Source organism: Paraburkholderia solitsugae (genome assembly GCF_013177695.1).
GTDB classification, from domain to species: Bacteria; Pseudomonadota; Gammaproteobacteria; order Burkholderiales; family Burkholderiaceae; genus Paraburkholderia; species Paraburkholderia solitsugae.
Genome location: NZ_WOEY01000077.1, coordinates 1 through 24,849, shown reverse-complemented (window position 1 = coordinate 24,849; position 24,849 = coordinate 1). Strand labels below are relative to the sequence as shown.

The following is a 24,849-nucleotide window of genomic DNA, read 5'->3' as shown; positions in this document are numbered from 1 at the left end:
TGTCACGCTCCCGTGAATGCTTCGCGGAACGTGTCGATGCTGACACGCAACGACAGTTGCGGTTGGTCGAGGTAGCTGACGAGCTTGCTGATGCCATGATCGTTTTGTGCGTGTTCGTCGATCCACTCGGGATCGTCGATATCGATGTTGTGTGCTGCGTACGCCTGCGGATCGACCACGCTATGCAGCGTTTTGGCGGAGGCGCCGTTAAAGCCGATGATGAGCCGTTCGCGCTCGGCAATCGTGCCGATAAAAATCGCCAGTTCAAAATCGGCTTGCGAGACGAACGGTGCGATCAGTTCGAGCCAGAACGCGGCGACGAGCGAGCGGTAGAAGGGATCGTTCGGCAGCGGTAGCGTCAGCCCGCGTTCGAGATGCGACGAACCGCTTTGCATCACCGGACGCAGCAGCGAACCGAGCGCCAGCATCGCGCCGCGCAGGCGCACCGGATGGCCGCTCGCCAGCAGCATCTGTTCGAGGCCGGAGAGGGTCTGATGCTCGACGAAGTCGTTGAAGGTGCCGTCGTGCGGATTGCCCGGGCCGGCGCCGATTTCGATCGGCACCTGCGTTTCGCCGAGCGCCTGTAGCGCGCCGGCCTGCTCGCTCACGCCGAGCAGGGGTCTCATCTGCGTGGCAATGCGCGACCACAGGCGCGCAAAGGCCAGTGGGCTGTGTGCCAGAAACGTCAGCGGCTTTTCAACTTCCAGCGCGGTGGCGGCAAGAAACGGAAAGCGCCGCGACGATTGATCCTGGCTCGCCACCATATGTCCGGCAATCGCCAGCTTGCTGCGCGAACCGAGGAACGCGAAATGCATCGGCTTGGCGTTTTCGTAGACGATCTTCCAGCGCGGATCTTCGGTGAGCAATTCCATGGCTTCGGCGATCCAGCGGTCGAGCGTGGCCAGCAACTGCGGGTTATGCGCGCTTTTGACGAAGTCGCCGCGCGACGGAATCTTGCCGAAGTAGGCGATTTGCGCCTGCACGGTTTGCGTCATTGCGCACCCCCTGTGTTCGAAACCGCGGCGGCGGCCGTCGTCGGCCGTGCCGCTGGCGAAGCCGGCGCGACAGCTGGCGCTCCCGTTGTTCCTGTTGGTACTGGCCCACCCGCGGCCGTCGCATTGACCGAATTCGCCGCGGCGCTCACGTCCGCCACCGACGAAGGCAGCCGCAAGCCGCGCAAGCTTTGCTGTTGCGGTGCGTCGCTGCTGGCGCTGCCCGATGCCTGCGACGTGCTGATGATGCGCATGCTGACCGCCACCGTGACATTACCTTGAGTCCACGACAGATCGAAGGTGCCGTCCGGACGGCGCTTGCGCTGCGCCGAATTGATCAGCTTCTCCAGACCGTAGCGGCCCGGTTCGTTGACCAGTTGCAGCGTGCGGCCGTCGAAGGTCGTGGCATTCAGCGTCGCGCCCGGCGAGCCCGACGGATTCGGCCACACGAAGTTGGTCCACTGCGGCGGCGTATTGCGGTAACGCATTTGCTGGCCGTCGATCGCGAGCGTGTATTCCGTGGTGCCGCTGCTCGGCTGCGGCAGGATCTGGAACACGGTCTGCGGTTCAGCCGAGCTTTGGCCCGACGAGGTCGCGGCTCCGCCGGCAAGCGGCGCCACCCAGCGCGCGAAACCACTGGTGAAGTCGGGGGTCAGCGCGAGACCCATATCGCCCCATGTGCGTGAGGTCAGCGTGTCGCCGCGGCGCACCGCGAGCGGTCCGAGCGTGGTGCCGACGAACTTGGCGATCGCGCCGTCCGGCCCGAACACCTGAGCGATTTCACCGGCGCCGGCTTCGACCTTCGCGTCGCCTGCAAACGGATACTTGTTCGCGAGCGAGCTCTGGAAGGTCTGATAGACCTGCGCGTTCCACACCTTGTTGACTTCGACGCTGGCCGGCTGGATCACCACCGCATACGCCGCCATCAGCGGACGCACCAGCAGCGGGCGCAGTGCCTTGCGTTGCGAATCGGTGAGGCCCGTCAGCATCTGTTCGTCGACGTACTTCAGCGAATCGGCCAACTCGGAGCCGCTGCCGTCGAGCGTCTGCTGCATCAGTTGACGCGCACCCGGTCCCGGATCGCCCTGGTTCTTGATCACGTTAAAGCGGGTACGGACCTTCGAGAGCGTGTCCATGTAGCCCTTCAACATCGAGCCGTTGTCGCCCGAGACGACGATGCGGCCCAACGCCGAGAACTCCTGGCCGATCGGCCCCATTGGCACTTCGACCGGATTGCCGTTGATGTCGATGTTGGCGTTCAACTGGCCGGTCGGCGCACGCGAGAACCAGTTCTTGAACCAGCTTGTCACGCCGGTCTGCGCGCGCTTCAGGTTCGCGTTGAACAGCGACGGGTTGTCCCACGAGGTCTGGTCATACGCGGTTTCGAGGACCTTGCGGATCGGTGAATCCTGCGGGTCGCCGAGACGGTTCATCGCATCTACCGCCTGACTGAAGCTGCCGAAGTTCTGTACGGCGATGCCTTGCATGAACTTCTGCCAGTGCATCGCGTATTCCGTTTTGTACATCGCCACGAGCGCTTTCTGGATCTGCTCGGGGCTGCCTTCCAGTGTCAGATCGTCATGCGCGGAGGTGTTGAGCACCCAGTCCTTGGCCTGCAATTCCTTCGTGGCAGCGTCGCGAATCGCCGGCTGCACGTACTGGAACCACGCTTCACGCGTGAAGGTACCGGGAATCGCGTAGCTGCCGGCCACCAGCGCCGTATTGTTGTCGCCGACAATGCGCGCGATCGTCATCGGCGCAAAACGCGTCGATGCACGGGCCTTGATTTCTTCGTAGACCCGCTGGCGGGCCGGCATGCCGCGCACCACGCGGCGCAGGTTCTCACGCGTCTGATCGACGAGGCCGAGGTTCTCGTCGATCATCGGCCAGTCGTTGTCGGACACACGCGACAGATAGAAGGTGATCATGCGCTCGGCGCTGCGGATCATCTCGTCGCGGGGCATGTTGCCGCGATTCGTTTCGAGCCAGCCGCGCCAGAAGCGGGCGAGCTGATCGGTCAGGTGAGCGGTTTCCACGTGACGCTTGTCGCTGAGCATCAGGTAGGTCTTGAGCGCGTTGTACGCGTCTTCGACGTTGGTCGGCGACGCGTCGCTATACAGGCCACCCTGGCTGTTCGCTGCCATCGCCGTGTGCGCGGATACGGGGATCGCGGCGGCATCCGGCGTGCGATTCATCGGCGCGAGCTGATCGGGATGCGCGTTGACGTCCTTCAGGAACGACGCGAGATTCTGCGAAACCGGGTCGAGCAGAATCTGGCGCACGCCGTTGTAATACTCGGTGAGCAAATGCTGTTCGAGGCGGTCGCCCTGATACAGCCCGAGCGACACGGCCAGTGGCTTGTCGCGGCGGAACTGTTCGAGCTGGTCGATGCGATCTTCCAGAATGTCCATCGCCTGCAGACGCGATTGCAGGTCGTTGCGGTTCTGCTGCAGACGCACCACATTGTCGAGGTCGGCCTTTACATTGTCGGCGAGCTGCTGATTGCCGATCGTCGACCACGTCCAGCCGCCGAGCGCCAACGCGAGCACCGCGACGAAGCCGAAGAACGTGGCATAACGCATGCGCGTCTTGGCGGGGCTGGCGAACTGCTTGACGGTTTGCCGGTCGGCGAAGATCACCTTGGAGAACAGATCGCGCAGGAAGAAGCCGTTCTTCGAGAACGCGCTATGCGGCTTGGGCAGGCTGTCCGCGGAGAGGCCGAAGCGGTTGGCGATGCGCGTGGCGGCGGCGCTATTGGTTTCGCCTTCCTGCAACGCGCTGGTGAAGTAGAAGCCGCGGAAAATCGGCTTGTGCTGGAACGGGTTGGTTTCGAACAGCGTGGCGAGGAACCCGCGCAACGCGGGTTTGATCGCCGAGAATTCAAGCGGGAAGCTCAACTGACCCGGTGAGAGCTTGTTGCCGCGGTTGATCGACATCTGCGCGACGCTGATTTCCTTCAGGCCGTCATACAACTCTTCAAAGTGCTCGTCGAACAGGCCCACTACGTCGCGCTTCTCGTCCGGCTCGTAGGGCAGGGTGGCGCCCCACACGCGGTCGTATTCGTGACGGTCGCTGCCACTGAAGAATTCGGTGAAGCCCGTGATCAGGTCTGCCTTGGTGAACATCACATACACCGGCGCGAACACTTCGAGCTTCTCGGTCAACTCCTGCACGCGCTGGCGCAGATTCTTCGCGAGATTGATCGCGAACTCGGGCTTGCTGTTGGTCAACTCGGCAATGCTCGCAGTGACGATGATGCCGTTGATCGGCGCTTTCGGCCGGAAGCGCTTGAGTAGCCCGAGGAAGCCGAGCCATTCAGTGCGGTCTTCCTCGTGCACGGAATAGCGGCCGGCGGTATCGAGCAGAATGCCCTCGGTCGTGAAGAACCAGTCGCAATTCCGCGTGCCGCCGATGCCGTGAATCACCGCATTGTTCTTGTCGGCGAAAGGAAATTGCAGGCCCGAATTCAGCACGGCGCTACTTTTGCCGGCGGCCGGGTTGCCGATCACGATGTACCAGGGCATCTCATACAGCGCCGAGCCGCCGGACATCTGGCCGATCTTCGAGGTCTTGATCGTTTTCACCGCATCCACGAGGCGCGTGCGCAGCACGTCGAGTTCGGCCTGGCGCGCGGGCGTCGGCGCGGGGCCGCTTTCGGTCTGTTTTTCGGCCTGTTGCTCGAGCATTTCGCCGAGCTTGTCGTTCGCGCGCCGCGCGCGCAGGCGGCGCACCACCCAGACCAGCAGCCATAGTGCAATCACCGCGCCGAGCACGATGGCAGGCCACATCGGGTCGATCTGCAAGGTATCGGCGCCGATGAATAAAACAGCAGCGAGCGCTAGCAAGCCGATGATCGAGAGCGTGCGTGGGTGGGTCAACACGTTAAGAATGCGTCGCATAAGCCGTTCAGGTCTTGGTGATGTGTGTTGTGGCGCGTGTGTGGCAAACAGCATGACGCGAGCGCGGGCAAAGTCTGCCTGCGCCGCGTTTAAAACAAATCAAAAGCATATTCAGACGAAGATGAAAGTGGCCGGATTGTTAAATCCGCCAAGGGATGTCCCACCGATGGCGATTGGACTCATGCCGTTATGCATGCGGCATTGCCGACTTGTGCCAGAAAAATTGATTGAACGCCCCATTGCAACCTCTTTATTGCCCGCTTTGCCTTAATGACCACGCCCCATGACGAAGCCCGGTTTGTGATATTCAACGTGCCCGAGATCCATCATTTTCCAGCGGCCACCCCACGTCAGGCCGACCTGTTCGGCCGTCTGTCCGTATAACTGATAGCCTCGCATGGCCCAGGGATCTTTTTCTGAAATGACGAGCTTGCCGTCGCGCAAAAACGCATTGTCCGCGGCAAGACCGTATTGGTGATAGCTCTGAAACGCTGCAGCATTGGTAACGTTGCCCCCCATTTGCGCCAGGCGGTTTTGCCGCTCCGGACTGCGATAACCTTCCAGCAATGCCATTTCATACCCGTATTGCTCGTGCATGATTTTGTAAACGAGCAATAAACGCGTTCTGAAATCGGCGTCGAGCAAATTCCAGTCGCGGCTCGCGTCTTTCAGGGCGGGCCGAATCTGCTCCACTTCCTGCGTTGCAAATACCTCGGGCGGCAGCGGCGGCGGGGGCACGAGCTGTTCGCCATTCAATAACGCGGCAATTTTCTCGTCCGGTACCCGTGCGGTGTCATCGAATTGGAATAATTGCCGGCCGCGTAAAGCCAATGCGACCAATGGCGGCGTCGCAAGAATACCTGTGGTGGTAAAAATCAGCAAGCGCCGCTTTACCAGTAACTTTTGCATATCGATTGCGGTCGATTGCGAAATTTTTGCCGAACGTGATAATTGACCGCGAGCACGTGAAGCGCCTTGCGATGCGCCGCGCATCACGCGGCCATGAATGGCGAGTGCGGCGCCTAATAAAGAGGCGCGTACCGCCGGCAATAGCAGCATTGCTGCGATTACAACGGCGACGGCGAAATAGGCGAGAAGTACTACGGCAATCAAAGTCGACCCCGGAAATTGGAAACAATTGTATTTTGTAATGCTTGCTCTTAGAATCAGGCCTGCTCGGAGAGGAGCCGGAACCGTATTATCACGGCGAAATAATCCAGGATTCAATGAGACAGTGAATGAGTGCGCCGGAAAGTTCGAATTCCAAAGCCCCACCTAGCCTGTTATCCGATAAGGCTAAGGGCGCCGATGGCAATAGTTCGCGAATTCTCGCGAATCTGGAAGGCCGCGTCGAGCCGCCTACCGATCAACCACGCCGGTCGAAAACGCCGCTTGTGCTGGTCGCCTTGCTGGTGATCGCGGCCGGTGGTTGGGGCGCGTGGCATATGCAGCAGCGTATGCAGACAGCGCCGTTGGCGTCAGCCACGCCCGCCAGTGCCGAGAAAGCCGCCGTGCCGGCGTCCGCCTCTGGCAGTGTGCCGCAGGTCACCGCGAAAGCGGAGGCCCCGGCTGCGGCGTCGTCGCAAGCGGCCACGATCATCGCTGACGACAGCGACAGCAAGGCGCCTGCGGCATCCGCGAGCGAACCTGCAAGCGGTGATGACAGCCGCTTGTCGCGCGCGCTCGCCAATGGTGCTGAACCGAGCAACGCGTCGACACCGGTTGCATCTGCAACGACCGCGTCGGCGGTAACGGTGCCGGCGGCAAAGCACGGTAAGGGCTCGACGGCTGTCGCGAGCAATGCGAAACACGAGACTGCGGCCCACGGCAAAAAGGAAAGTGTGACCGCAAGTAGTCATCACGCGAGCGCCCCGACCGCGGTCGCTCAAACAAAGAAATCGCGCGCGGCAGGTAATGCTTCGAAAGATGATTCGGATGCCGATCTATTAGCCGCGCTCGTGGCACGGACCAAACCGGCTGACGCGAAAGCAGAAGACGGCAACACGGCCACCAAGGTCAGTGCATTGGCGACCCCCGGGAGCGCCAAGCTGGCCGAACGCGTGAAAGAGTGCGGACAACGCGGCTTCTTCGAAGACCAGTTGTGCCGCTGGCGCGTATGCGACGGACATTGGGGTAAAGATCCCGCCTGTCCGGGGGCGGCGCCGCAGGCGCGCCAGCCGTAAAGCTGTAAGTTCAGGCGCGCCGCGCGTCCTCGTGATTCGCGGCAACCGGGCACGTGATCCGCGCAGCCCACGTCCGCCGCTGCGGCGTACGTGAACCTGCGGCTCGGCCGGTGGCGATTCGTGTCACTCCACGCGCATTCGCGCTACCAGAAAGTCGAGCAGCGCACGCACACGAGCGGGCAGGTGGCCGCCTTGTCCAAGAGAGCGCGCGTTGATCGGCTCGGTCTCGCCGGAATCGAACGCTTCGACAAGCCGAGGTTTTTCAATTTTTACGTTGATCTGCTGACGCGTCCGGTGCCGGTGACGCTTCCGAACTAACGCGTCCTTTGCGTTGCGAGCCTGCATGAAACCCGCCTCAGGCGGGATGCAGGCCACGCAACAGTTGACGGACTCGCGACAGGTCCTGATCGACGTGTTCGGTCTGCTCGAACAATTCCGCGAGCCAGTCGACGAAGGCGCGCACGCGCGGCGACACCCGGCGGTTTTTCACATACGCGACCGAGACCGGCATCGGCACGGGTTTCCATTGCGGCAGCACTTCGCGCAACAGTCCTGAATCGAGGTAGGGTTGTGCGGCGATCCGCGCGGGTTGGATCAGGCCCAGGCCTTGCAATCCGCAGGTGAGATAGGCCTGCTCGTCGCTGACTTTGACGAAGCCCTTTACCTTGACGGTTTGCGCTTCGCCGTCCACTTCGAAGTCGAAGTCGACTTCGCGGCCGTTGTGCGGCGACATGCAATTGACGGCGACGTGTCCGCGTAGATCGTCGATGTCGGCCGGCGTGCCGTGGTGGGCCAGGTAGGTTGGACTTGCGCAGGTCACGTGTTCGAGGGTGCCCAGTTGCCGCGCGATCAGATTCGAGTCTGGCAATTCGCCTAGCTGGATGCTGCAGTCGATGGCTTCCGAGATCAGGTCAACCGTGCGGTTGCTGATGCCGATGGCCAGATCGAGGTTTGGGTAGCGGGTGTGGAAGTCGTCCAGTGCCGGCAGGACGATGGTGCTCGCTACCGCGCCGGGCATTTCAATGCGCAGGCGGCCGGTCAGGTTATCCGTTGAGTGACGCAGGCTCGCTTCCATTTCGTCGATATCCGCCAGGATTTGCGCGCAGCGCTCGTAGTAGGCAGCGCCTTCTGGCGTGATGCTTAGGCGTCGCGTTGTGCGGGTTAAGAGGGCGGTGCCTAGCAGGGCTTCCAGGTTCTGGACAATCGTTGTCGCCGTCGCGCGGGGGATGTCGAGGGATTCCGCTGCGCGGGTGAAGCTGTTTGTGTCCACGATTCGGATGAATGTCCGCATTGCAGTTATTCTGTCAATCACGATTCAAACTCCAGTTGGTGTCAAGGGGTTTTTTGTTGCCTGCGCGGCGCTTGTTCGTCTGTTTGCCTTGCGGCGTTGGCCTTTCCTTGATTTGTTATTGGTTTATTAGCGTTGCCCCTGTGCGGGGCGGCACCTACTTCTCTTTGCCGGCGGCAAAGAGAAGTAGGCAAGAGAAAGCGGCTCAAACCGCAAATTCTTAAGCGGGTCCCTCGCGCAGTTGCGGTAGTGGCGCATCTGGAATCGGTGTTCTCGCACATTCGGCGCGAGTGACAAGGCCGTCATACTTCCGGCGACGCTGCGCGCGCCGACGCGGTACTTCATTAAACCGATCGCCGTTTTTTATGCTCAGCGGCGCTTCATTAGGCCGCCCGCTGTATTTGATGTCGTGGTACTTCAAAAGGCAGCTTGCCGTTTTCGGTACCCGGCCGCACTTCGTATGCTGCTAGCTATGTTTAGCGTCGGCGGCGATTCCGAAACACTGAGTCCGTTGGCATATCGCCGAGGCGAAGCCGATGGCTCCCACAACGCCTAAACGAAGCAGGGGGCGTGATGGTCCCTTCCGGCGAGCACGTAGTGCGAGGCGGGGGGTATGACTGCCTTGTCGCTAACGCGGAGTGTGCGAGAGCACGGATTCCAGATGCACCACTACCTCCTCCAAGCCAGGAGACCCGCTTATGAGCTAGCGGTTTGAGCCGCTTTCTTTTGCCTACTTTTCTTTGCGGCAGGCAAAGAAAAGTAGGTGCCGCCCCGCACAGGGGCGACGCTAATAGACCAATAACAAATCAAGGAAAGGCCAAAGAATCCAGATCAAGGAAAGGCCAACGCCGCAATGCAACCAGACGAACAAGCGCCTCGCAGGCAAAAAACCATCACTTCCTTAAGGAATCCAGATCAATAACAAACCGATACTTAACATCACTCTTAAGCATCCGTTCATAAGCCTCATTAATCCCCTGCATAGGAATCACCTCAACATCCGAAGTAATCCCATGCTCGCCGCAAAAATCCAGCATCTCCTGCGTCTCGGCAATCCCACCAATCAACGACCCAGCCAACCGGCGACGCTTGAAGATCAGATTGAACACCTGCGGCGACGGATGATCATGCTCCGGCGCACCCACCAGCGTCATCGTCCCATCAAGCTTCAGGAGACTCAAAAACGGATTCAAATCATGCTGCGCAGCCACAGTATTCAGAATGAAATCGAAGCTGTTGGCATGCGCGCCCATCTCTTCAGCATGCTTCGAGATGACCACCTCATGCGCACCAAGCCGCTTGGCATCCTCAATCTTCGACGGCGACGTCGTAAACAACACGACATGCGCGCCCATCGCACGGGCCAACTTCACGCCCATGTGACCCAAGCCGCCAAGGCCGACAATCCCGACCTTCTTGCCTGGACCCGCACCCCACGTGCGCAGCGGCGAATACGTCGTGATACCCGCGCACAGCAACGGCGCCACACCCGCCGGATCGAGATTCTCCGGCACGCGCAGCGTGAATGCCTCATCCACCACCAGTTGCGTCGAATAACCACCGTAGGTGATCTGACCGTCAACCCGTTCAACACCGTTGTACGTGCCGACAAAACCGTTTTCACAATACTGCTCGAGACCTTCCTCGCAACTCGCACACGTACGGCACGAATCGACCAGGCACCCCACGCCCACCAGATCGCCTGCCTTGTACTTCGTCACGTCCGGGCCGACCGCTGTCACGCGGCCGACAATTTCATGGCCCGGCACCACCGGAAAAACCGTGTTCTTCCATTCATTGCGTGCCTGATGCAAATCGGAATGGCACACGCCGCAAAACAGGACTTCCATTTGCACGTCATGGCCGCGCAGTTCGCGGCGCTGGATTTCGAACGGGGCGAGCGGCGCGGTAGCGTCGGTCGCTGCATAGGCATAAGTCGTGCTCATGGGTAGCTCCAGCAAAGAGGGTGATGTCGCAAGGTGCCAACGATGGGCGACGTGCGTCGCCGATGCGGCCAAATCTTGTCGTGAACCGGGATCACGGCGCAGGCGGTAGTCGGTGTATTCACCGAAACAGTGAACGGGCGACCAGGCCCGGCGCAGCGCGGAAATGGATGATCCGGCAGGGTTCCCATAGTAGGAGCCAGGAGCGAACCGGGGAATACCTGAATATCTTGAAGGTTTGCCTAAAACTCCTGGCGATGAGCGCAGTAGGTCGTTTGGTGCTAAATTTCAAGCATTATTCTCTTGCACGTCACTATACCGTCATGTCAACCCGTTCCGTTGAACCCGCATCGATCGAGCGCGCCCCGGCCGCCGGTGGCCCCGTCGATCGCGCCCCGGTCGCCCGCGGCCCCGTCGATTCTGCCCAGCAGCGTCTGGTCGAATTATTCGATTTGCTCGCACCGACCCCGGGCATGACGCGTTCGAGCTTCGAAGGTGTCAACCTGATGCGCGCCAATAGTCCGATGCCGCGTATGCCAGTGATGTACGAGCCGAGCATCGTGATCGTCTGCCAGGGGCGCAAGCGTGGTTATCTCGGCGATCAGGTGTTCCAGTACGACGCGCAGCAGTATCTGGTGCTGTCGGTGCCGCTGCCGTTCGAATGTGAAACCGAGGCGAGCCCGGAGGAACCGTTCCTCGGCATCTCGGTGCGTGTCGATCTGAGCATGGTGGCCGAGTTGCTGATGGCGCTGAATGAAACACAGGGCACCGCGCAGAACGAGCCGCTCGGCATCTATTCGACGCCGCTCGATCCGGCTTTGAGCAATGCCGTGCAGCGTTTGATGGAAGCGTTGGCCTCGCCGCTCGACGCGCGTATTCTCGCGCCAGGCGTGGTGCGCGAAATCTGTTACCGCGTGTTGACGGGCGAGCAGGGCGATGCGATTCGCGCCGCGCTCACGCATCAGAATCATTTCGGCCGGATCGCCAAGGCGCTCAGGCGCATCCACGCCGACTATCATGGGCAACTCGATGTCGATACGCTCGCCTCTGAAGCGGGCATGAGCCTCGCCGTTTTTCATGCGCAGTTCAAGGCCGTGACAGCGACCTCGCCGATGCAATACGTGAAGACCACGCGTTTGCATCACGCGCGTTTGCTGATGGTGCAGGATGGTTTGAATGCGGGCGCGGCCGCGGCGCGGGTCGGTTACGAAAGCGCGTCGCAATTCAGCCGCGAGTTCAAGCGTCTATTCGGCTTGAGCCCTGTCGATGAAATCAAGCGCATGCGGAGCGTGTACGATGCGCCACCGCCGCGTGTGGTCAAGCCGGTCGCGCGTTATGTGACGGCGGTATAAGCGCGTTTGCAGGAAGCGTTACAGACCGCTAAACCAGTTGTATCCCTGGTCTTCCCAATAGCCGCCGGGGTTCGTATTGGTCACGAAGATTGCCGCGATGTGCTTCGGATTCTTGAAACCCAGTTTGGTTGGCACACGCAGCTTCAGCGGATAGCCGTATTTGGCCGGCAGCGGCGCGTCGCGGAAATCGAGTGTCAGTTGGGTTTGCGGATGCAACGCCGTCGCCATGTCGAGGCTCGAGTAGTAACGGTCCGCGCATTTGAAGCCGACATAGCGTGCGCTCAGATCGGCGCCGATGCGTTCGAGGAACGTGCGAAACGGCACGCCTCGCCATTGCCCGATCGCGCTCCATCCTTCAATGCAGATGTGCCGCGTAATCTGTGAAGCCTGCGGCAAGGCGCGCAGTTGATCGAGATTCCACGTGCGCTTGTCCGACACCAAACCCGACACTTCCAGTTGATACGTCGAACCGTCGATGTCCGGTGCGTCGAACTCCGGATAGAACGCGTTGAACGGGAATGGGTCGGTGATTTCGCTCGCCGCATAGGTCGGCGCGAGCTTGTTGGGATTGAACAGCCATCCCTGCACGCGATCGTTCCAGCGCGACATGGCCCATAAAACCTTGTCGACCGAATCACCGTCCTGCATGTTGCAGCCCGAGAGCATCGCGAGCGCGCCGATCGAAAGCGATGAGCGCAGGAACAGGCGCCGTTGCAATCGTTCGATTTGTGGTTTGTGGTCGGCGAGGACAATACGCGTGCTGCGCGAGTCCTTGCGTTTTGACTCGCTCATGCCTCGCTCCTTTTGTGTGTGACGATTCGAGCGCGGCCGGTCAACATCGGTAGCAGGGTGCGCGGTACCAGCAGCACCAGCGCCAGATGCACGACGACAAAACCCACCACGCCCGCCATCGCGACAAAATGCACGCGACGCGCGAAATCGAAGCCGCCGAAGAGGGTGGTAAGCCACGAGAATTGCACGGGCTTCCAGATCGAGAGCCCCGAGGCGACCAGCAGCACGCCAAGGAACAGTACAAGGAGATAGAGCGCGCGCTGCACCGCATTATATTTTCCGGTATCGTGCGGCAGCTTGAACTGCATCGCTAATGCGGCATCGTGTACGACGTCGCGCGGATAGACCGGCAGGAGCTTGCGACGGAAATGCCCGCGTCCGATGCCATACGCCAGATACAGCAGGCCGTTCGCGCACAGCAGCCACATCGCCGCGAAATGCCATGCAATCGAGCCGCCCAGCCAGCCGCCGACGGTCGCCCACAGTGGAAATTTGAACGGAAAGAAGGGCGACGCGTTATAGATCGCCCATCCGCTCATCACCATGCAGACCATCGCAAACGCGTTGATCCAGTGCGTGATTCGTACGGCGAGTGGGTGGACGATCAAGCGTGCTTGCGGTTCGGGCATGGTGAGCGGCGATGAAACAAGGAAAAATCTGAAAGCCGCGCCATTGAGGCACGCGGCTTGTTCGAACGGCTGGAGCAACGCCGGATTACATCGGCGGCGTTACACCATGCTCGCCGGCCGAGATGAAGTTCGCCGCCAGCGAGCCGTCGGCTTCCTTGTGGGCGAACAACACGACCTTCGCGCCCGGCACCAGCAGCGAACGGTCACCCGGTTCGAGAGCGACGATAGGCACGTCCTGCGGAATCACGATCTTCTTCTCACCGTCCTTGTACTTGACCGTGATCGTGCGGCCGTTGCTCACCACGAGAGAGCCCACCGTGCCATTGGTCATCGTGCTGTTCGAGCCGAGATCCCACGGCCGATGACCTTCGCCGGAGCCGCGCATGCTGGCTGGGAACACGTGCACTTCGAGCGCCTTCAGCGTGCCGTCGGGTTGCGGGATCGCGGCGGTGCCGACATAGCTGTCCGGCTTGATGTCGTTCACGTTGGCGAGCGCGACGCCGCGAATCGGCGTGTCCTTGCTGAGCTTCACGTCGACGTCTTTGCCGTCGCGCGTATGGACCTTGAGTACGTCGCCCGAGAGCGCGGTCACCGTGCCGCGTACGCCGGTGGGCGCGGCGGTCTGGGCTTGCGCGGCGGATCCTGCGGCGAACAGTGAGGCAGCGACGAGCGCGGGGGCGACAATGGCGCGTATCGCATTACCGGAAACGATCTTCATGAGTCTGCTCTGGGTGGGTGGAGAATAGAGTCAGGTTAGGCGCACGATCGGCTCCGGCGAGTGACAGACGGATGACAAAAACGTCATGAACGGCGCGCCGCGGCCACGTAGAATGGCTGCCATATCCACGTCCCTATCCATGACCCACGCCCGCAGCGGCGCATTGGGGTTGGAACACCAGGCACCATGAGCATCCTCGTCATCGAAGACGATCCGAAAACCGGCGACTACCTGAAAAAGGGGCTGCGCGAGAGCGGCTACGCGGTCGACCTCGCGCGCACCGGAACGGACGGCCTGCACATGGCGCTGGAACACGCATACGACCTCGTGGTGCTGGACGTGATGCTGCCGGGCGTCGACGGCTGGGAAATCATGCGTGCGCTGCGGGCGCGGCGCGACCTTCCGGTGATTTTCCTGACCGCGCGCGATCATGTCAGCGACCGCATCCGCGGCCTCGAACTCGGCGCCGACGATTACCTCGTCAAACCGTTCTCGTTCACCGAGCTGGTGTTACGCATCCGCACGCTGCTGCGTCGTGGCGTGATCCGCGAGAGCGACGTGTTCGAGATCGCCGATCTCAAGCTGGACGTTCTGCGCCGCAAGGTCACGCGCGAAGGCGTCGAGATTCCGCTGACCAACAAGGAATTCATGCTGCTGCATCTGCTGGTGCGCCGGCAGGGCGAAGCGCTATCGCGCACGCAGATCGCTTCGGAAGTGTGGGATATGAATTTCGACAGCGACACCAATGTGGTCGACGTGGCCATCAAACGGCTGCGCGCCAAGGTCGATCATCCGTTTGAAAAGAAACTGATTCATACGGTGCGCAGCATCGGCTACACCTTCGGCGACGGCTCATGAAGCTGTGGACCGAACGTTCGTTGACGGCTCGCACCACGGTGCTGTTCGCCTCGATTGCGTGCCTGGTGATCGGCACGCTGGGCGCCTATTTCTATCATTCCGCCGAGTTGTCGTTGCAGCGCCGCGCGGACGTGGTGCTCACCGGCCGTGTCGAGCATTTCAGCCGCATCGTGCGCGATCTCTATTCGGTTAACGAATTGAAGAACCGGCCATTGCTGTTCGAGACCATGCTCGGCGCCGAGGAAGACGTGCTGCTGTTTCGCCGGCCGGGCGAAGTGCCGTTCATCGACGTGAACCCTGGCAACATTGCGATGCCTGCCTTGCAGGCCGGTAAAGAGGATCGGCTGCCGGCGCTTTCAGACGTCCGCCAGACCCTGCTGCCGAACGGCGTGCCGGTTCATTGGGCGATCGCCACCGTCAAAGCGCGCGAGGACGGCAGCGAGGTCGAAGTGATCGCCGCGCATCCCATGACTCAGGAAGTGCGAATGCTGGCCGCGTACCGCAATCGCATTGTGCTGGCCACGCTGATCGGCATGCTCGCCGCGACGCTGCTCGCTTCCTATGTGCTGCGCCGCGCGTTCCAGCCGGTGCGCGAGATCGCCACGCGGGCGGCGCAGATCAGTCCGGCGAGTTTGTCGGTGCGGCTCGACAGCGAGGCCGCACCGGTCGAATTACGCCAGCTCACGCACGCCTTCAACGCCATGCTTGACCGTCTTGCCGATGGTTATCAGCGCCTCTCGCAGTTCTCCGCCGACCTGGCGCATGAGATTCGCACGCCAGTGGGCGCCTTGATCGGCCAGACCCAGGTGACGCTCGCCAAACCGCGCGAAACCGACGAGTATCAGCAACTGCTCGAATCGAATCTCGAGGAGCTGAACCGCCTAAGCAACATCGCGGAAAATATTCTGTTTCTCGCGCACGCGGACCATGCGGCGCTGTCCATCGACCGCGAGCCGATCGATCTGCGAGCCGAACTCGTCAGGATCGCAGACTATTTCGAGGGCCCCGCGGACGAACGCGGCATGCGCTTTACGGTCGAGGCTCAGGGTGTGGCGTCGGTCAATCCGATGCTGTGCCGGCGGGCGATCAACAATCTCGTCGTCAATGCGGTGCGATACGGTGCGGGCGACACGGTGGTGCGTTTGAGCGGTACGCAGGACGAACAGGGCGCGACCGTGGTGGTGGAAAACGACGGTGCGCCGATTCCTGGCGAGCAACTCGACCGCCTGTTCGATCGCTTCTACCGCGCGGATGCGGCACGCAGCGCGTTCACCGAATCGAGCGGGCTGGGTCTCGCGATCGTCAAGGCGATCATGCACCTGCACGGCGGCACGGCGCGCGTGGTGTGTCCGGTGCCGGGTGTGGTGCGCTTCGAATTGCGCTTTCCGGGCGCTTAATTGTTCGCGCGTCCGCGCGGGTTCAACGCGCGGATTCAATCCTGACCGGTTCAAACCTTCTTCAGATACTCAGCTTTCAGCATGAAGTTGCCTGCGTCCATCTTGCAGTCCACTTCGTGATCACCGCCGACAAGGCGAATGCTTTTCACCTTGGTGCCCATTTTCAGCGTGATCGACGAGCCTTTCACTTTCAGGTCCTTGATCAGCACCACCGCGTCGCCGTCGGCCAGCGGGTTGCCGTTGGCGTCCTTGACGACGCGCTCGTCGGCCTCGTCAGCGCTCGCGGCGGCGGTTATCGGCCACTCGTGCGCGCAATCCGGGCAGACGTAATTTTCGCCGTCCGGGTAAGTGTTTTCCATTGCGCATTGCGGGCAGGCGGGAATCGTCGACATGATTTTCTTTCCAGTCCGCGGCTCGGCGCGGATAACTTCAGGGCTGGCGAGTATAGCGGACATTGACTGAGCCGGATTCACCCCGCGCGCCGGAAGCTGTTTTAGCGCAAACCGGTAATGGCGATACCGGGATGATTGCGCAACTGGTTGCGGCGGCGCTTCGCCGATACGATGAAAACACCTCATCCTAACCGTCAGGACAACCGCTATGAAACGCTTCCATATCGCTTTGGCTGTCGCCAGCCTCGACGCGTCCATCGAAGATTACACCCGCCGTCTCGATCAGCCGCCCACCGCGGTGGTACCCGGCCGTTACGCGATGTGGCGCACCGATCTGCTCAATTTCTCGATCAACGAGATGCCGGATAAGAGCGGCCAGCTTCGGCACGTCGGTTTCGAAGATGATTCGGTAGAAGGGTACGCAAGCAGCAAGGACGTGAACGGGCTCGAATGGGAACAGTTTTCCGTAAAAGAGCAGGATCGGCGAATTGTCGAGACATACGGCGAAGCGGTGCGTAGCGACAAGGGTTGAAGGATGCCGTAGCGGGCGCCTGTTATCTCCGTACCGGTGACATCACCTGGCGGCAACGCGCGAGTGCTGCCTATACTTTTCTACGAGTCAGCACGTTTCACAGCGCTTCGCCAAGCCACGCGCCGCCACGCTGCGCGAACGCGCCTTATTCGTGTCACAACAGGAGTCGCGCCATGGTCAAACTCGCACTGTATGTTCGCCTTGAAGCCCAGCCCGGTAAGGAGAAGGACGTGGAGGCGTTTCTGCTCGGCGGCTTGCCGCTCGTGCAGGAGGAGCTCGCCACTACGGCGTGGTTCGGGCTGAAGTTGGGGCCGTCCACCTACGCCATTTTCGACGCTTTCCCCGACGAGGCTGGCCGTGAAGCGCATCTGTCCGGCAAAGTGGCGGCTGCGTTGATGGCGAAGGCCGGCGAACTGTTCGCCACACCGCCGGCCATCCATAAGCTCGACGTGCTGGCGGCGAAACTGCCGGGCTGATCCAGCGTTCAGTCCGCTCGCGCGTCCGAGCCCAGCTGATTTGCATAGTGCGCGCGCTTTTCCTCATACATCAGCAGGTCGGCGCGCTGGACGCCGGCTTCGAGCCGGTCGCCCCGCTGGCAGGTCGCCGCGCCCATCGAAAAGCTCAGCACCGAGCCCGGATAAAACTGGTTGTTCATCTCGACCAGTTGGCGAATGGCATCGATCATCGCGGCGCCGCCGCGCTCATCGGTGTCCGACATCAAAATCGCAAATTCGTCTCCGCCGATGCGCGCCGCGTGGAACGGTGCGTCCGTCGCCTTGCCGATTACCTCACCGGCGCGCCGCAGCAGCGCATCGCCCGCAGCGTGGCCGAGTTGATCGTTGACGCGTTTGAGGCCGTTCAGATCGGCCATGATGATCGTGACTGGCCAGGGCCCCTTGCGTTCGAGCCGGTTCAATTCATCCACGTAGAAGGAGCGGTTGCGCAGCTTGGTCAGCACGTCGTGCTTGCCGAGGAACTCAAGATAGGCTTCGGCCTTCTTGCGCGCCGTGATGTCGGTGAGGGCCACCAGCACCAGGTCCCAATGGTTCTCATGACCGGGGAGCACCGAGAACTGCAGATGCACGTGCACCTCGCTGCCATCGAGCGAATAGTTGAGCACTTCGCGTTGCTGGAACAGCTTGCCGTCCCATAGATCGATCAGCTGCTCGCGGAAATGCGGCCGCATGTCGTCGCGGAAAACGTCGGGCAAGCGCGCCAGCAGCGTTTTCTTGTCTTTCGCCGCGAACATGTCGAGCGTGTGCTGGTTGACGTCGAGCACGTGAATTTCCTGCATACAGCGCTCGACAAACTCCGGATGTACGTCGGTGAACACGCGAAAATCGCTGATGCCGGCCGCGCGCGCGTCGTCGAGCAGCCGCTTGACGGCGCTGAAATCTTCCACCCACAGCGACACCGGCGAGTGTTCGAACAGGCCGCGCACATACTGTTCGGCCAGCGTCACGCGATGCCGCGCGCCTTCCAGTTCGGTGATGTCTTCGACGGAGACGAGCACGCGGTCCCAGCGTTCTTCATGGCCGGGTAGTACGGCGCCTTTGAGCAGCACGTCGAGCCGGCGGCCGCCGAGCGTGTAGTTGACCGTCTGGCTCGTGAACGTCGCCTGACCCGCCCATAATTGGCATAGCTCTTCGAGGTGGGTCTTGAGCATGTCGTCGCGGAACACCGAGGCGAGATTGGCGGTGAGCGCGTCGAAATCGGCGGCCTCGAATTGTGCCAGCGTCTTCTGATTGACCTTGATGACGCGGATGCTGTGCGCGCATTCGACCACCCGGGTCGGATCGTCGGCGAAATGGGCGCGCAGATCCGTCACACCTTGTGCCCGCCATGCGTCGAAGAGCGCGCGCACGCCGCTGAAGTCTTCGAGCCAGAGCGAGACGGGCGCGAGTTCGAACATTTCGGAATCGTCCCGTATGGGGACTTCCTGCGGGGCGTCGTTGGCGGGCACTGAGCCGCGCGGGAGGTTGTCCAGCATGAGATTCCCGTGGTCGGAGTTCCGGCTATTCTAAAGCGGCTTGGGCTTCGGTTCGGCCAAAAAAGAAAGACGCATGACGCATTCTGTTTGCGCCGGTCCATCCACGAAGATAACGGCGTGGTTCGGATGGACTTTAGGCTGCACGGCAGCAGGCTCACCGCAGGGCCTTTCGCTTGTGGCAGCGTGTGGCCGCTTGCCAGCGGGGCGGCGAGAGGCTTGTTACACTCACTCGTCGTCTTTCCCGAAAGAAAAAAGCGCCCGTTATGAAGCCATCCCTGCTGGTTCTGATCCCCTTGAAGGACGCAAGCCGCGCCAGTGTCGAGGCCGCTTTCGACGTCGTCTATGCACCCGATGCCACCCAGCGGGCCGCCGCGATCGCCGCGCACGGCGAGGCGATCCGCGCCGTGCTGACCAACGGTACGACCGGGCTGACAGCCGCTGACATCGACCGGATGCCGCAGCTCGAGTTTGTCAGCGTGCTCGGCGCCGGCTATGAAAACCTCGCCGTCGACCATGCCCGCTCGCGCGGCATCGTGCTCGTCAGCGGCGCGGGCACCAACGATCACTGCGTGGCCGATCACGCGTTCGCCTTACTGCTCGCGGTGGTGCGCGATGTGCCGCAACTCGATCAGGCGACCCGCGAGGGCGTCTGGCGCGACACCTTGCCAATGCGCCCGAACGTGTCCGGCAAGCGGCTCGGGATCGTCGGGCTCGGCAATATCGGCGCGAAGGTCGCACGGCGTGGCGCCGGGTTCGATATGGAACTCGGGTATCACAACCGCAAACCGCGTGAAGACACGTCGTTGCGCTATTTCGACAGCGTGCAGGGGCTCGCGCAGTGGTGCGATTTTCTGGTGGTGGCAACGCCGGGCGGCGCGAGTACGCATCATCTGATCGACGCCGAGGTGTTGGAGGCGCTGGGGCCCAACGGTTTCGTGGTCAACGTCTCGCGCGGCAGTGTCGTGGATACCGCCGCGTTGGCGCAGGCGCTTACCGCGGGAACGATTGCCGGTGCGGGCCTCGACGTCTACGAGGGCGAGCCGCATCCGCCCGAGGCCTTGCTCAAGCTGCGTAATGTGGTGCTGACTCCGCATGTGGGCGGCCGCTCGCCGGAAGCGATCGCGGCCTCGGTCGACAACTTTCTGGCCAACGCGAAGCGGCATTCCGCTGGCGAAGCGGTGTTGACCCCGATCTAGGCAGCGCACGCGGGCAAGCCGCACGTCCGCCGTTTGCGGCTGACCGCCGAGCTTCTACCCACCCGGCCTACCGTTCTGCTTCGCGCCCCGCGTGGGTGCCGATGTACTCGTACTCCTCGGTATTGAGCCGCGAAACGCGCAGTTCGACCGCGCTGCGGTGATACGAGTAGGCGATCCGCCGGATTTCGAGCAACGGTGCGCCGACGCTCACGTCCAACTGGGTGCTTTCCAGCTCGTTGGCCGATGCCACGCTCACGCGTTCATCGGTCTCGACCACGTTGATGCCGAACACGTCCTGGTAAAAGTTGTAGAGCGTGTTGGGCCGGTTACGGAGCTTTGTTTCAGTGAGGCCCGGAAAATGGGCTTCCGGCACCGTGATGTGCTCGATCAGAACGGTTTTGCCATGCAGCGCCAGGCCGTTGACGAACTGGACCACGCGCGCGCCGGTTTCGATGTTGAGCATGGCCGCGACCTCGCGGGATGCACGCGCCTTTTTGAAATCGATCAACGTGACAACGGGATAGGCCTTGTCACCATCGCGCCGGACAATGCGAAAAAACCGGAAAAAATGCCGGTCGCGCTGATGCATGGACACGAAGGTGCCGAGACCCTGATGACGGATCAGAATGTTCTCGGCGCAGAGTTCGTCGATCGCTTTACGCAGCGTGCCGATGGACACGCCGAACCGTTCGGCCAGCCGCTTCTCCGAAGGAATGCATTCGCCGCCTTTCCATTCGCCCGCCGAGAGCGCGGCCAGAATCGCGCTCTTGACCTCCTTGTACCGCGTGCCGCCCAGCGCGGGCGGATTGATGGCGAGCGTGCTCATGACAACCCCTGAAATGCGCGAGCCGCGCGACGCCGCTCGCGAAGGTTAACCCCGCCCTGATTTTAGCCGACTATCTCATCTAACCCATCTAGATGACATAGTTTTTGTAGGCTAGTCGCGACACGGGTTTTTACCTGGCGTGTGGAAACGCCGCACGCATCCGCATGGACTGAACTCGCCAGCCGCAAAGCGCGGGCAGTCCCGGAAAACACTCATCTAAGACATATATATGACCTAGTTGACATCCATAAACCTGCCGCCTAATATCGATTCACAGCAGCGCGGTTGGCTCGCTGCCCCGGCGGGACCCACACCGCATTCAACACACGAACGGAGATGCTAATGAGCAATCCCACGGCAGACATCAACGGCACCGCGTCAGCGGGCGCGACGCCTGAACGCAAGACGATTCATATCGTGCTGCACGAGGCGAAAGACACGGTTGGTGTGGCGGTCGTCGAGGGCATCAAGGCGGGCACGCAACTCAATGCGTGGATCATGGAGGACGACGAGATCGTCACGTTCCCCGCCAGGCAGGACATTCCGATCGGTCACAAGGTGGCGCTCAAGGACATGGCGGTCGGCGACACGGTGTTCAAGTACGGCGTGGATATCGGCAAGGTGGTCGCGCCGATCAGCGCCGGCGAGCACGCTCACGTGCACAACATCAAGACGAAGCGCTGGTAAGCGGGGGCTTGTTTCCAGCCGCCGCTTGTCCTTTTGCGAAACGCATCAAATCGAACCGAACCGAACCCGAACGAGAGACACACCATGAGCGTGATTGACCTGGATACGACTTTCCGCGGCTATCGTCGCGACAATGGCCGCGTTGGCGTGCGCAACCATGTGATCATTCTGCCGGTCGACGATCTGTCGAACGCCGCCGCGCAGGCCGTCGAAAACAATATCAAGGGCACGATGGCGCTGCCGCACCCGTACGGGCGGCTGCAGTTCGGCGCCGACCTCGATCTGCATTTCCGCACGCTGATCGGCGCGGGCAGCAACCCGAACGTCGCGGCCGTGGTCGTGATCGGCATCGAGGAAGGCTGGACCAAGCGCGTTGTCGACGGCATTGCGAAAACCGGCAAGCCGGTGATGGGCTTCGGCATCGAACTGCACGGCGACCATGACACGATCATGCGTGCTTCGAAGGCAGCGAAAGAAATGGTGCAGTACGCCACATCGCTCGATCGCGTGGCGTGCCCGATCTCGGAGCTGTGGGTCTCCACCAAATGCGGCGAGTCGGATACCACCTCGGGCTGCGGCGCGAACCCGACGGTCGGCAATGCTTTCGACAAGCTGTATGGCCTCGGCACCACGCTCGTCTTCGGCGAGACTTCGGAGCTCACCGGCGGCGAACAGATCGTCGCCGCGCGCTGCGCCAACGACGGCGTGCGCGAGCGTTTTCAGTTCATGTTCGATCGCTATCAGGACATGATCAATCGCTGGAAAACGGACGACCTGTCGGAGTCGCAGCCGACCAAGGGCAATATCGCGGGCGGCCTGACGACCATCGAAGAGAAGGCGCTCGGCAATATCCAGAAGATTGGCAAGAAGTGCATGGTGGACGGTGTGCTCGACAAGGCCGAGGAACCGACGCACTCGGGCCTGTGGTTCATGGACTCGTCGTCGGCGGCGGCGGAAATGGTGACGTTGTGCGCGGCGTCCGGCTTCGTGGTCCACTTTTTCCCGACGGGCCAGGGCAACGTGATCGGCAATCCGATCGTGCCGGTCATCAAGATCTGCGCGAACCCGCGTACGGTTCGCACCATGGGCGAGCATATCGACGTCGACGTGACCGGTATCCTGCAGCGCGAGCAGAATCTCGACCAGAGTGGCGACAAACTGCTCGAATGCATGATGGCCACGATCAACGGCCGTTTCACGTCGGCGGAAGCGCTCGGCCATCGCGAGTTCGTGCTGACCCGTCTGTTCGAAAGCGCCTGAATCTGGCGGCATGGCCGCTCCGGGCGCCTGATAAGGTCGGAGCGGACCTCAACATTCCGGCGCGTGCCGGCACGGAGAACGGCCGCGACGGCACCCGTGCCCGGCAAGCCATGCCGCAACGGCGCCGGCTTGACATCTGGCGGCAGCGAGTGGAGGAGACACCATCTTGCGCGTGCTCAAACATCTCTACGTGCAGGTCCTGATCGGACTTGCAGCCGGGGTTCTCGTCGGTTACTTCGCGCCTTCGTTCGGCGTCGAAATGAAACCGCTCGGTGACACCTTCATCCGTCTCATCAAGATGCTGATCACACTGGTGATCTTCTGTACGGTCTCGGTGGGCATTGCGCGGATGGAGAGCCTGAAGCAGGTGGGCCGCGTCGGCTTCAAGACGCTGCTCTACTTCGAGGTGGTGACCACCATCGCGCTCGTGATCGGGCTCGTCGTGGCAAACGTGCTGCGTCCGGGCGCGGGGCTAAACATCGATCCCGCCACGCTCGATGCGCACGCCGTGTCGCACTACGTGGCGGACGCACACGCGGCGTCGTCGAGTTTCTTCGATCTGATCGTACCGAATTCGGTGGTGGGCGCGTTTGCGCGCGGCGATCTGCTGCAGGTGCTGTTGTTCTCCGTACTGTTCGGCATTGCGCTATCGATCATGTCGCAGCGCAGCCGGCTGCTCATGCGCGGCATCGAGCAGTTCGGCGACACGCTGATGCGCATCGTCGAGATGATCATGCGGCTCGCACCGCTCGGCGCATTTGGCGCGATCGCCTTCACGGTCGGTAAATACGGCATCGGCACCTTGCAGCAGCTCGGTCTGCTGATTCTGTGCTTCTACGTCACCAGCATCCTGTTCGTGGCGATCGTACTCGGTGCGGCGGCGCGCTGGGCGGGCGTGGGGCTCTGGCCGCTGCTCAGGTACTTCCGCGAAGAACTGCTGATCGTGCTCGGCACCTCCACCACGGAGTCCGTGTTGCCGCGCCTCATGGAGAAGCTCGAACGCATGGGTTGTCCAAAGGCGATCGTCGGGCTCGTGCTGCCCACCGGCTATTCGTTCAATCTCGACGGCGCGGCGATCTACCTCACGATGACCTCGCTCTTCATCGCGCAGGCGACCAACACACATCTGTCGCTGATGCAGCAGCTCGGGCTGCTGGCGATCCTGATGCTGACCTCGAAGGGCGGTGCGGGCGTGGCCGGTGCGGCGCTGGTTGCGCTGACAGCGACGCTGTCCACGCACAACATCATTCCGGTGGCGGGTATCACGCTGATTCTCGGCGTCGACCGGGTGCTCAACGAGGTTCGCGCACTCACCAATATGATCGGCAATGTGGTGGCGACGCTGGTGGTCGCGCGTTGGGAAGGCGCATTCGATGCACGCGCCGCGCGCGAATTCCTCGCCGCGCCGCGCGAGGCGCAAGCTCAAGGGCAGCAGCCGACGGCGGTCCGCCTCGGTCTCGAAGAAACACGTCAATCCGCTGCTCATCCGCTGCGGGAAAAGGCGGCTAAATGAAGGAGACTGACGGTTCAATCCAACGAGCGCGTGAGTTCGCTCGTCGCGCAACGAGTCGCAGCGGCGCTTTCGGACTGAACCCACACGCCAATCCACACGCAAGGACGGTTCGATGGCCCGACTGTTACCTGACGCGCTGACCGCGCTTGCAATCGACTCGCTGCGCCGGGCGGGCGCGCTGCAGACTACCGCCGAATCGACCGCGCGTGCGCTCGTCTACGCAGACCTGCGCGGATTGTCGTCGCACGGGGTATCGCGGCTGCCGATGTATTGCGCGCAGTTGCGCAATGGCCGCGTCGATCCGGTGGCGCAGCCGGGAATCGTGGCGGATCGTGGCGCGGCCGTGCTGGTCGACGGTGCGGACGGGCTGGCTTATCCCGCCTGCGATCTCGCGGTGGCGAC

General features: G+C 61.8%; 23 protein-coding genes. 12 read left to right on the top strand and 11 right to left on the bottom strand.

The annotated features are described in order from the left end of the window. Positions 1–2: 2 nt before the first annotated feature. The 3 genes from tagF to GNZ12_RS19190 all read right to left on the bottom strand — a co-directional run bounded on the left by tagF (position 3) and on the right by GNZ12_RS19190 (position 6,004). Complete coding sequence (gene tagF / locus GNZ12_RS19200) at positions 3–995, bottom strand: type VI secretion system-associated protein TagF (protein ID WP_172312557.1); 993 nt, start codon at positions 993–995, stop codon at positions 3–5. Further along, positions 992–4,891, bottom strand: a complete 3,900-nt coding sequence (tssM, locus tag GNZ12_RS19195; RefSeq protein WP_172312555.1) for a type VI secretion system membrane subunit TssM — start codon at positions 4,889–4,891, stop codon at positions 992–994. The genes tagF and tssM overlap by 4 nt, the downstream gene beginning before the upstream one ends. 267 nt (positions 4,892–5,158) lie before the next feature. After that, positions 5,159–6,004 carry a M15 family metallopeptidase gene (locus GNZ12_RS19190; protein WP_172312553.1) on the bottom strand — a complete coding sequence of 282 codons (846 nt, stop codon included), beginning with the start codon at positions 6,002–6,004 and terminating at the stop codon, positions 5,159–5,161. A gap of 125 nt (positions 6,005–6,129) precedes the next feature. Between GNZ12_RS19190 and GNZ12_RS19185 the strand changes: the two genes are divergently transcribed. Both GNZ12_RS19185 and GNZ12_RS19180 read left to right on the top strand, forming a co-directional pair. Then, positions 6,130–7,074 carry a hypothetical protein gene (locus GNZ12_RS19185; protein WP_172312551.1) on the top strand — a complete coding sequence of 315 codons (945 nt, stop codon included), beginning with the start codon at positions 6,130–6,132 and terminating at the stop codon, positions 7,072–7,074. Positions 7,075–7,194: 120 nt separating this feature from the next. Beyond that, complete coding sequence (locus GNZ12_RS19180) at positions 7,195–7,392, top strand: hypothetical protein (RefSeq protein ID WP_172312519.1); 198 nt, start codon at positions 7,195–7,197, stop codon at positions 7,390–7,392. 37 nt (positions 7,393–7,429) lie between these two features. On the opposite strand, the gene GNZ12_RS19175 is transcribed toward GNZ12_RS19180, so the two are convergent. After that, positions 7,430–8,386 carry a LysR family transcriptional regulator gene (locus GNZ12_RS19175; RefSeq protein ID WP_172312549.1) on the bottom strand — a complete coding sequence of 319 codons (957 nt, stop codon included), beginning with the start codon at positions 8,384–8,386 and terminating at the stop codon, positions 7,430–7,432. An 869-nt stretch (positions 8,387–9,255) separates the two neighbouring features. After that, positions 9,256–10,308 carry an NAD(P)-dependent alcohol dehydrogenase gene (locus GNZ12_RS19170; protein WP_172312547.1) on the bottom strand — a complete coding sequence of 351 codons (1,053 nt, stop codon included), beginning with the start codon at positions 10,306–10,308 and terminating at the stop codon, positions 9,256–9,258. A gap of 320 nt (positions 10,309–10,628) precedes the next feature. On the opposite strand from GNZ12_RS19170, the gene GNZ12_RS19165 reads away from it, so the two are divergent. Further along, positions 10,629–11,657, top strand: coding sequence for an AraC family transcriptional regulator (locus GNZ12_RS19165; RefSeq protein ID WP_172312545.1), 1,029 nt, complete (start codon positions 10,629–10,631; stop codon positions 11,655–11,657). An 18-nt stretch (positions 11,658–11,675) separates the two neighbouring features. On the opposite strand, the gene GNZ12_RS19160 is transcribed toward GNZ12_RS19165, so the two are convergent. From GNZ12_RS19160 to GNZ12_RS19150, 3 genes are all read right to left on the bottom strand, one after another. Beyond that, positions 11,676–12,449 (bottom strand): molybdopterin-dependent oxidoreductase, encoded by a 774-nt coding sequence (locus GNZ12_RS19160; RefSeq protein ID WP_172312543.1) that lies wholly within the window; start codon positions 12,447–12,449, stop codon positions 11,676–11,678. After that, positions 12,446–13,078 carry a cytochrome b/b6 domain-containing protein gene (locus GNZ12_RS19155; protein ID WP_172312541.1) on the bottom strand — a complete coding sequence of 211 codons (633 nt, stop codon included), beginning with the start codon at positions 13,076–13,078 and terminating at the stop codon, positions 12,446–12,448. The genes GNZ12_RS19160 and GNZ12_RS19155 overlap by 4 nt, the downstream gene beginning before the upstream one ends. A gap of 85 nt (positions 13,079–13,163) precedes the next feature. Next, a complete protein-coding gene (locus tag GNZ12_RS19150; RefSeq protein WP_172312539.1) occupies positions 13,164–13,796 on the bottom strand; it encodes a hypothetical protein in 633 nt (210 codons plus the stop codon). 186 nt (positions 13,797–13,982) lie between these two features. Here GNZ12_RS19150 and GNZ12_RS19145 point away from each other — a divergent pair, with 186 nt between their 5' ends. Continuing rightward, a complete protein-coding gene (locus tag GNZ12_RS19145) occupies positions 13,983–14,654 on the top strand; it encodes a heavy metal response regulator transcription factor (protein ID WP_172312537.1) in 672 nt (223 codons plus the stop codon). Continuing rightward, complete coding sequence (locus GNZ12_RS19140) at positions 14,651–16,051, top strand: heavy metal sensor histidine kinase (protein WP_172312535.1); 1,401 nt, start codon at positions 14,651–14,653, stop codon at positions 16,049–16,051. Before GNZ12_RS19145 ends, GNZ12_RS19140 begins: the two co-directional genes overlap by 4 nt. A 50-nt stretch (positions 16,052–16,101) precedes the next feature. On the opposite strand, the gene GNZ12_RS19135 is transcribed toward GNZ12_RS19140, so the two are convergent. After that, the gene (locus tag GNZ12_RS19135; RefSeq protein ID WP_097396833.1) at positions 16,102–16,443 is read right to left on the bottom strand and encodes a zinc ribbon domain-containing protein YjdM; all 342 of its coding nucleotides are present in this window, start codon (positions 16,441–16,443) and stop codon (positions 16,102–16,104) included. A gap of 208 nt (positions 16,444–16,651) precedes the next feature. Between GNZ12_RS19135 and GNZ12_RS19130 the strand changes: the two genes are divergently transcribed. Then, on the top strand, positions 16,652–16,975 hold the full coding sequence (locus tag GNZ12_RS19130; RefSeq protein WP_172312533.1) for a VOC family protein: 324 nt from the start codon (positions 16,652–16,654) through the stop codon (positions 16,973–16,975). A 173-nt stretch (positions 16,976–17,148) separates the two neighbouring features. Then, on the top strand, positions 17,149–17,451 hold the full coding sequence (locus GNZ12_RS19125) for a putative quinol monooxygenase (RefSeq protein WP_172312531.1): 303 nt from the start codon (positions 17,149–17,151) through the stop codon (positions 17,449–17,451). 8 nt (positions 17,452–17,459) lie between these two features. On the opposite strand, the gene GNZ12_RS19120 is transcribed toward GNZ12_RS19125, so the two are convergent. Then, the gene (locus tag GNZ12_RS19120; RefSeq protein ID WP_172312529.1) at positions 17,460–18,965 is read right to left on the bottom strand and encodes a sensor domain-containing diguanylate cyclase; all 1,506 of its coding nucleotides are present in this window, start codon (positions 18,963–18,965) and stop codon (positions 17,460–17,462) included. Positions 18,966–19,228: 263 nt separating this feature from the next. Between GNZ12_RS19120 and GNZ12_RS19115 the strand changes: the two genes are divergently transcribed. Then, on the top strand, positions 19,229–20,161 hold the full coding sequence (locus GNZ12_RS19115; protein ID WP_172312527.1) for a 2-hydroxyacid dehydrogenase: 933 nt from the start codon (positions 19,229–19,231) through the stop codon (positions 20,159–20,161). A gap of 67 nt (positions 20,162–20,228) precedes the next feature. Here GNZ12_RS19115 and GNZ12_RS19110 read toward each other — a convergent pair whose 3' ends face one another. Next, positions 20,229–20,987 carry a GntR family transcriptional regulator gene (locus GNZ12_RS19110; protein ID WP_172312525.1) on the bottom strand — a complete coding sequence of 253 codons (759 nt, stop codon included), beginning with the start codon at positions 20,985–20,987 and terminating at the stop codon, positions 20,229–20,231. A gap of 342 nt (positions 20,988–21,329) precedes the next feature. Here GNZ12_RS19110 and GNZ12_RS19105 point away from each other — a divergent pair, with 342 nt between their 5' ends. The 4 genes from GNZ12_RS19105 to GNZ12_RS19090 all read left to right on the top strand — a co-directional run. After that, positions 21,330–21,674: a UxaA family hydrolase gene (locus GNZ12_RS19105; protein ID WP_235993808.1), complete on the top strand. Its 345-nt coding sequence runs from the start codon at positions 21,330–21,332 to the stop codon at positions 21,672–21,674. A gap of 84 nt (positions 21,675–21,758) precedes the next feature. Beyond that, positions 21,759–22,934 (top strand): UxaA family hydrolase, encoded by a 1,176-nt coding sequence (locus GNZ12_RS19100; RefSeq protein ID WP_074287715.1) that lies wholly within the window; start codon positions 21,759–21,761, stop codon positions 22,932–22,934. A 166-nt stretch (positions 22,935–23,100) separates the two neighbouring features. Next, complete coding sequence (gene dctA / locus GNZ12_RS19095; RefSeq protein ID WP_172312523.1) at positions 23,101–24,447, top strand: C4-dicarboxylate transporter DctA; 1,347 nt, start codon at positions 23,101–23,103, stop codon at positions 24,445–24,447. A 112-nt stretch (positions 24,448–24,559) separates the two neighbouring features. After that, positions 24,560–24,849, top strand: a 290-nt coding sequence (locus GNZ12_RS19090) for an Ldh family oxidoreductase (RefSeq protein WP_172312521.1), incomplete at its 3' end; no start/stop codon positions are given.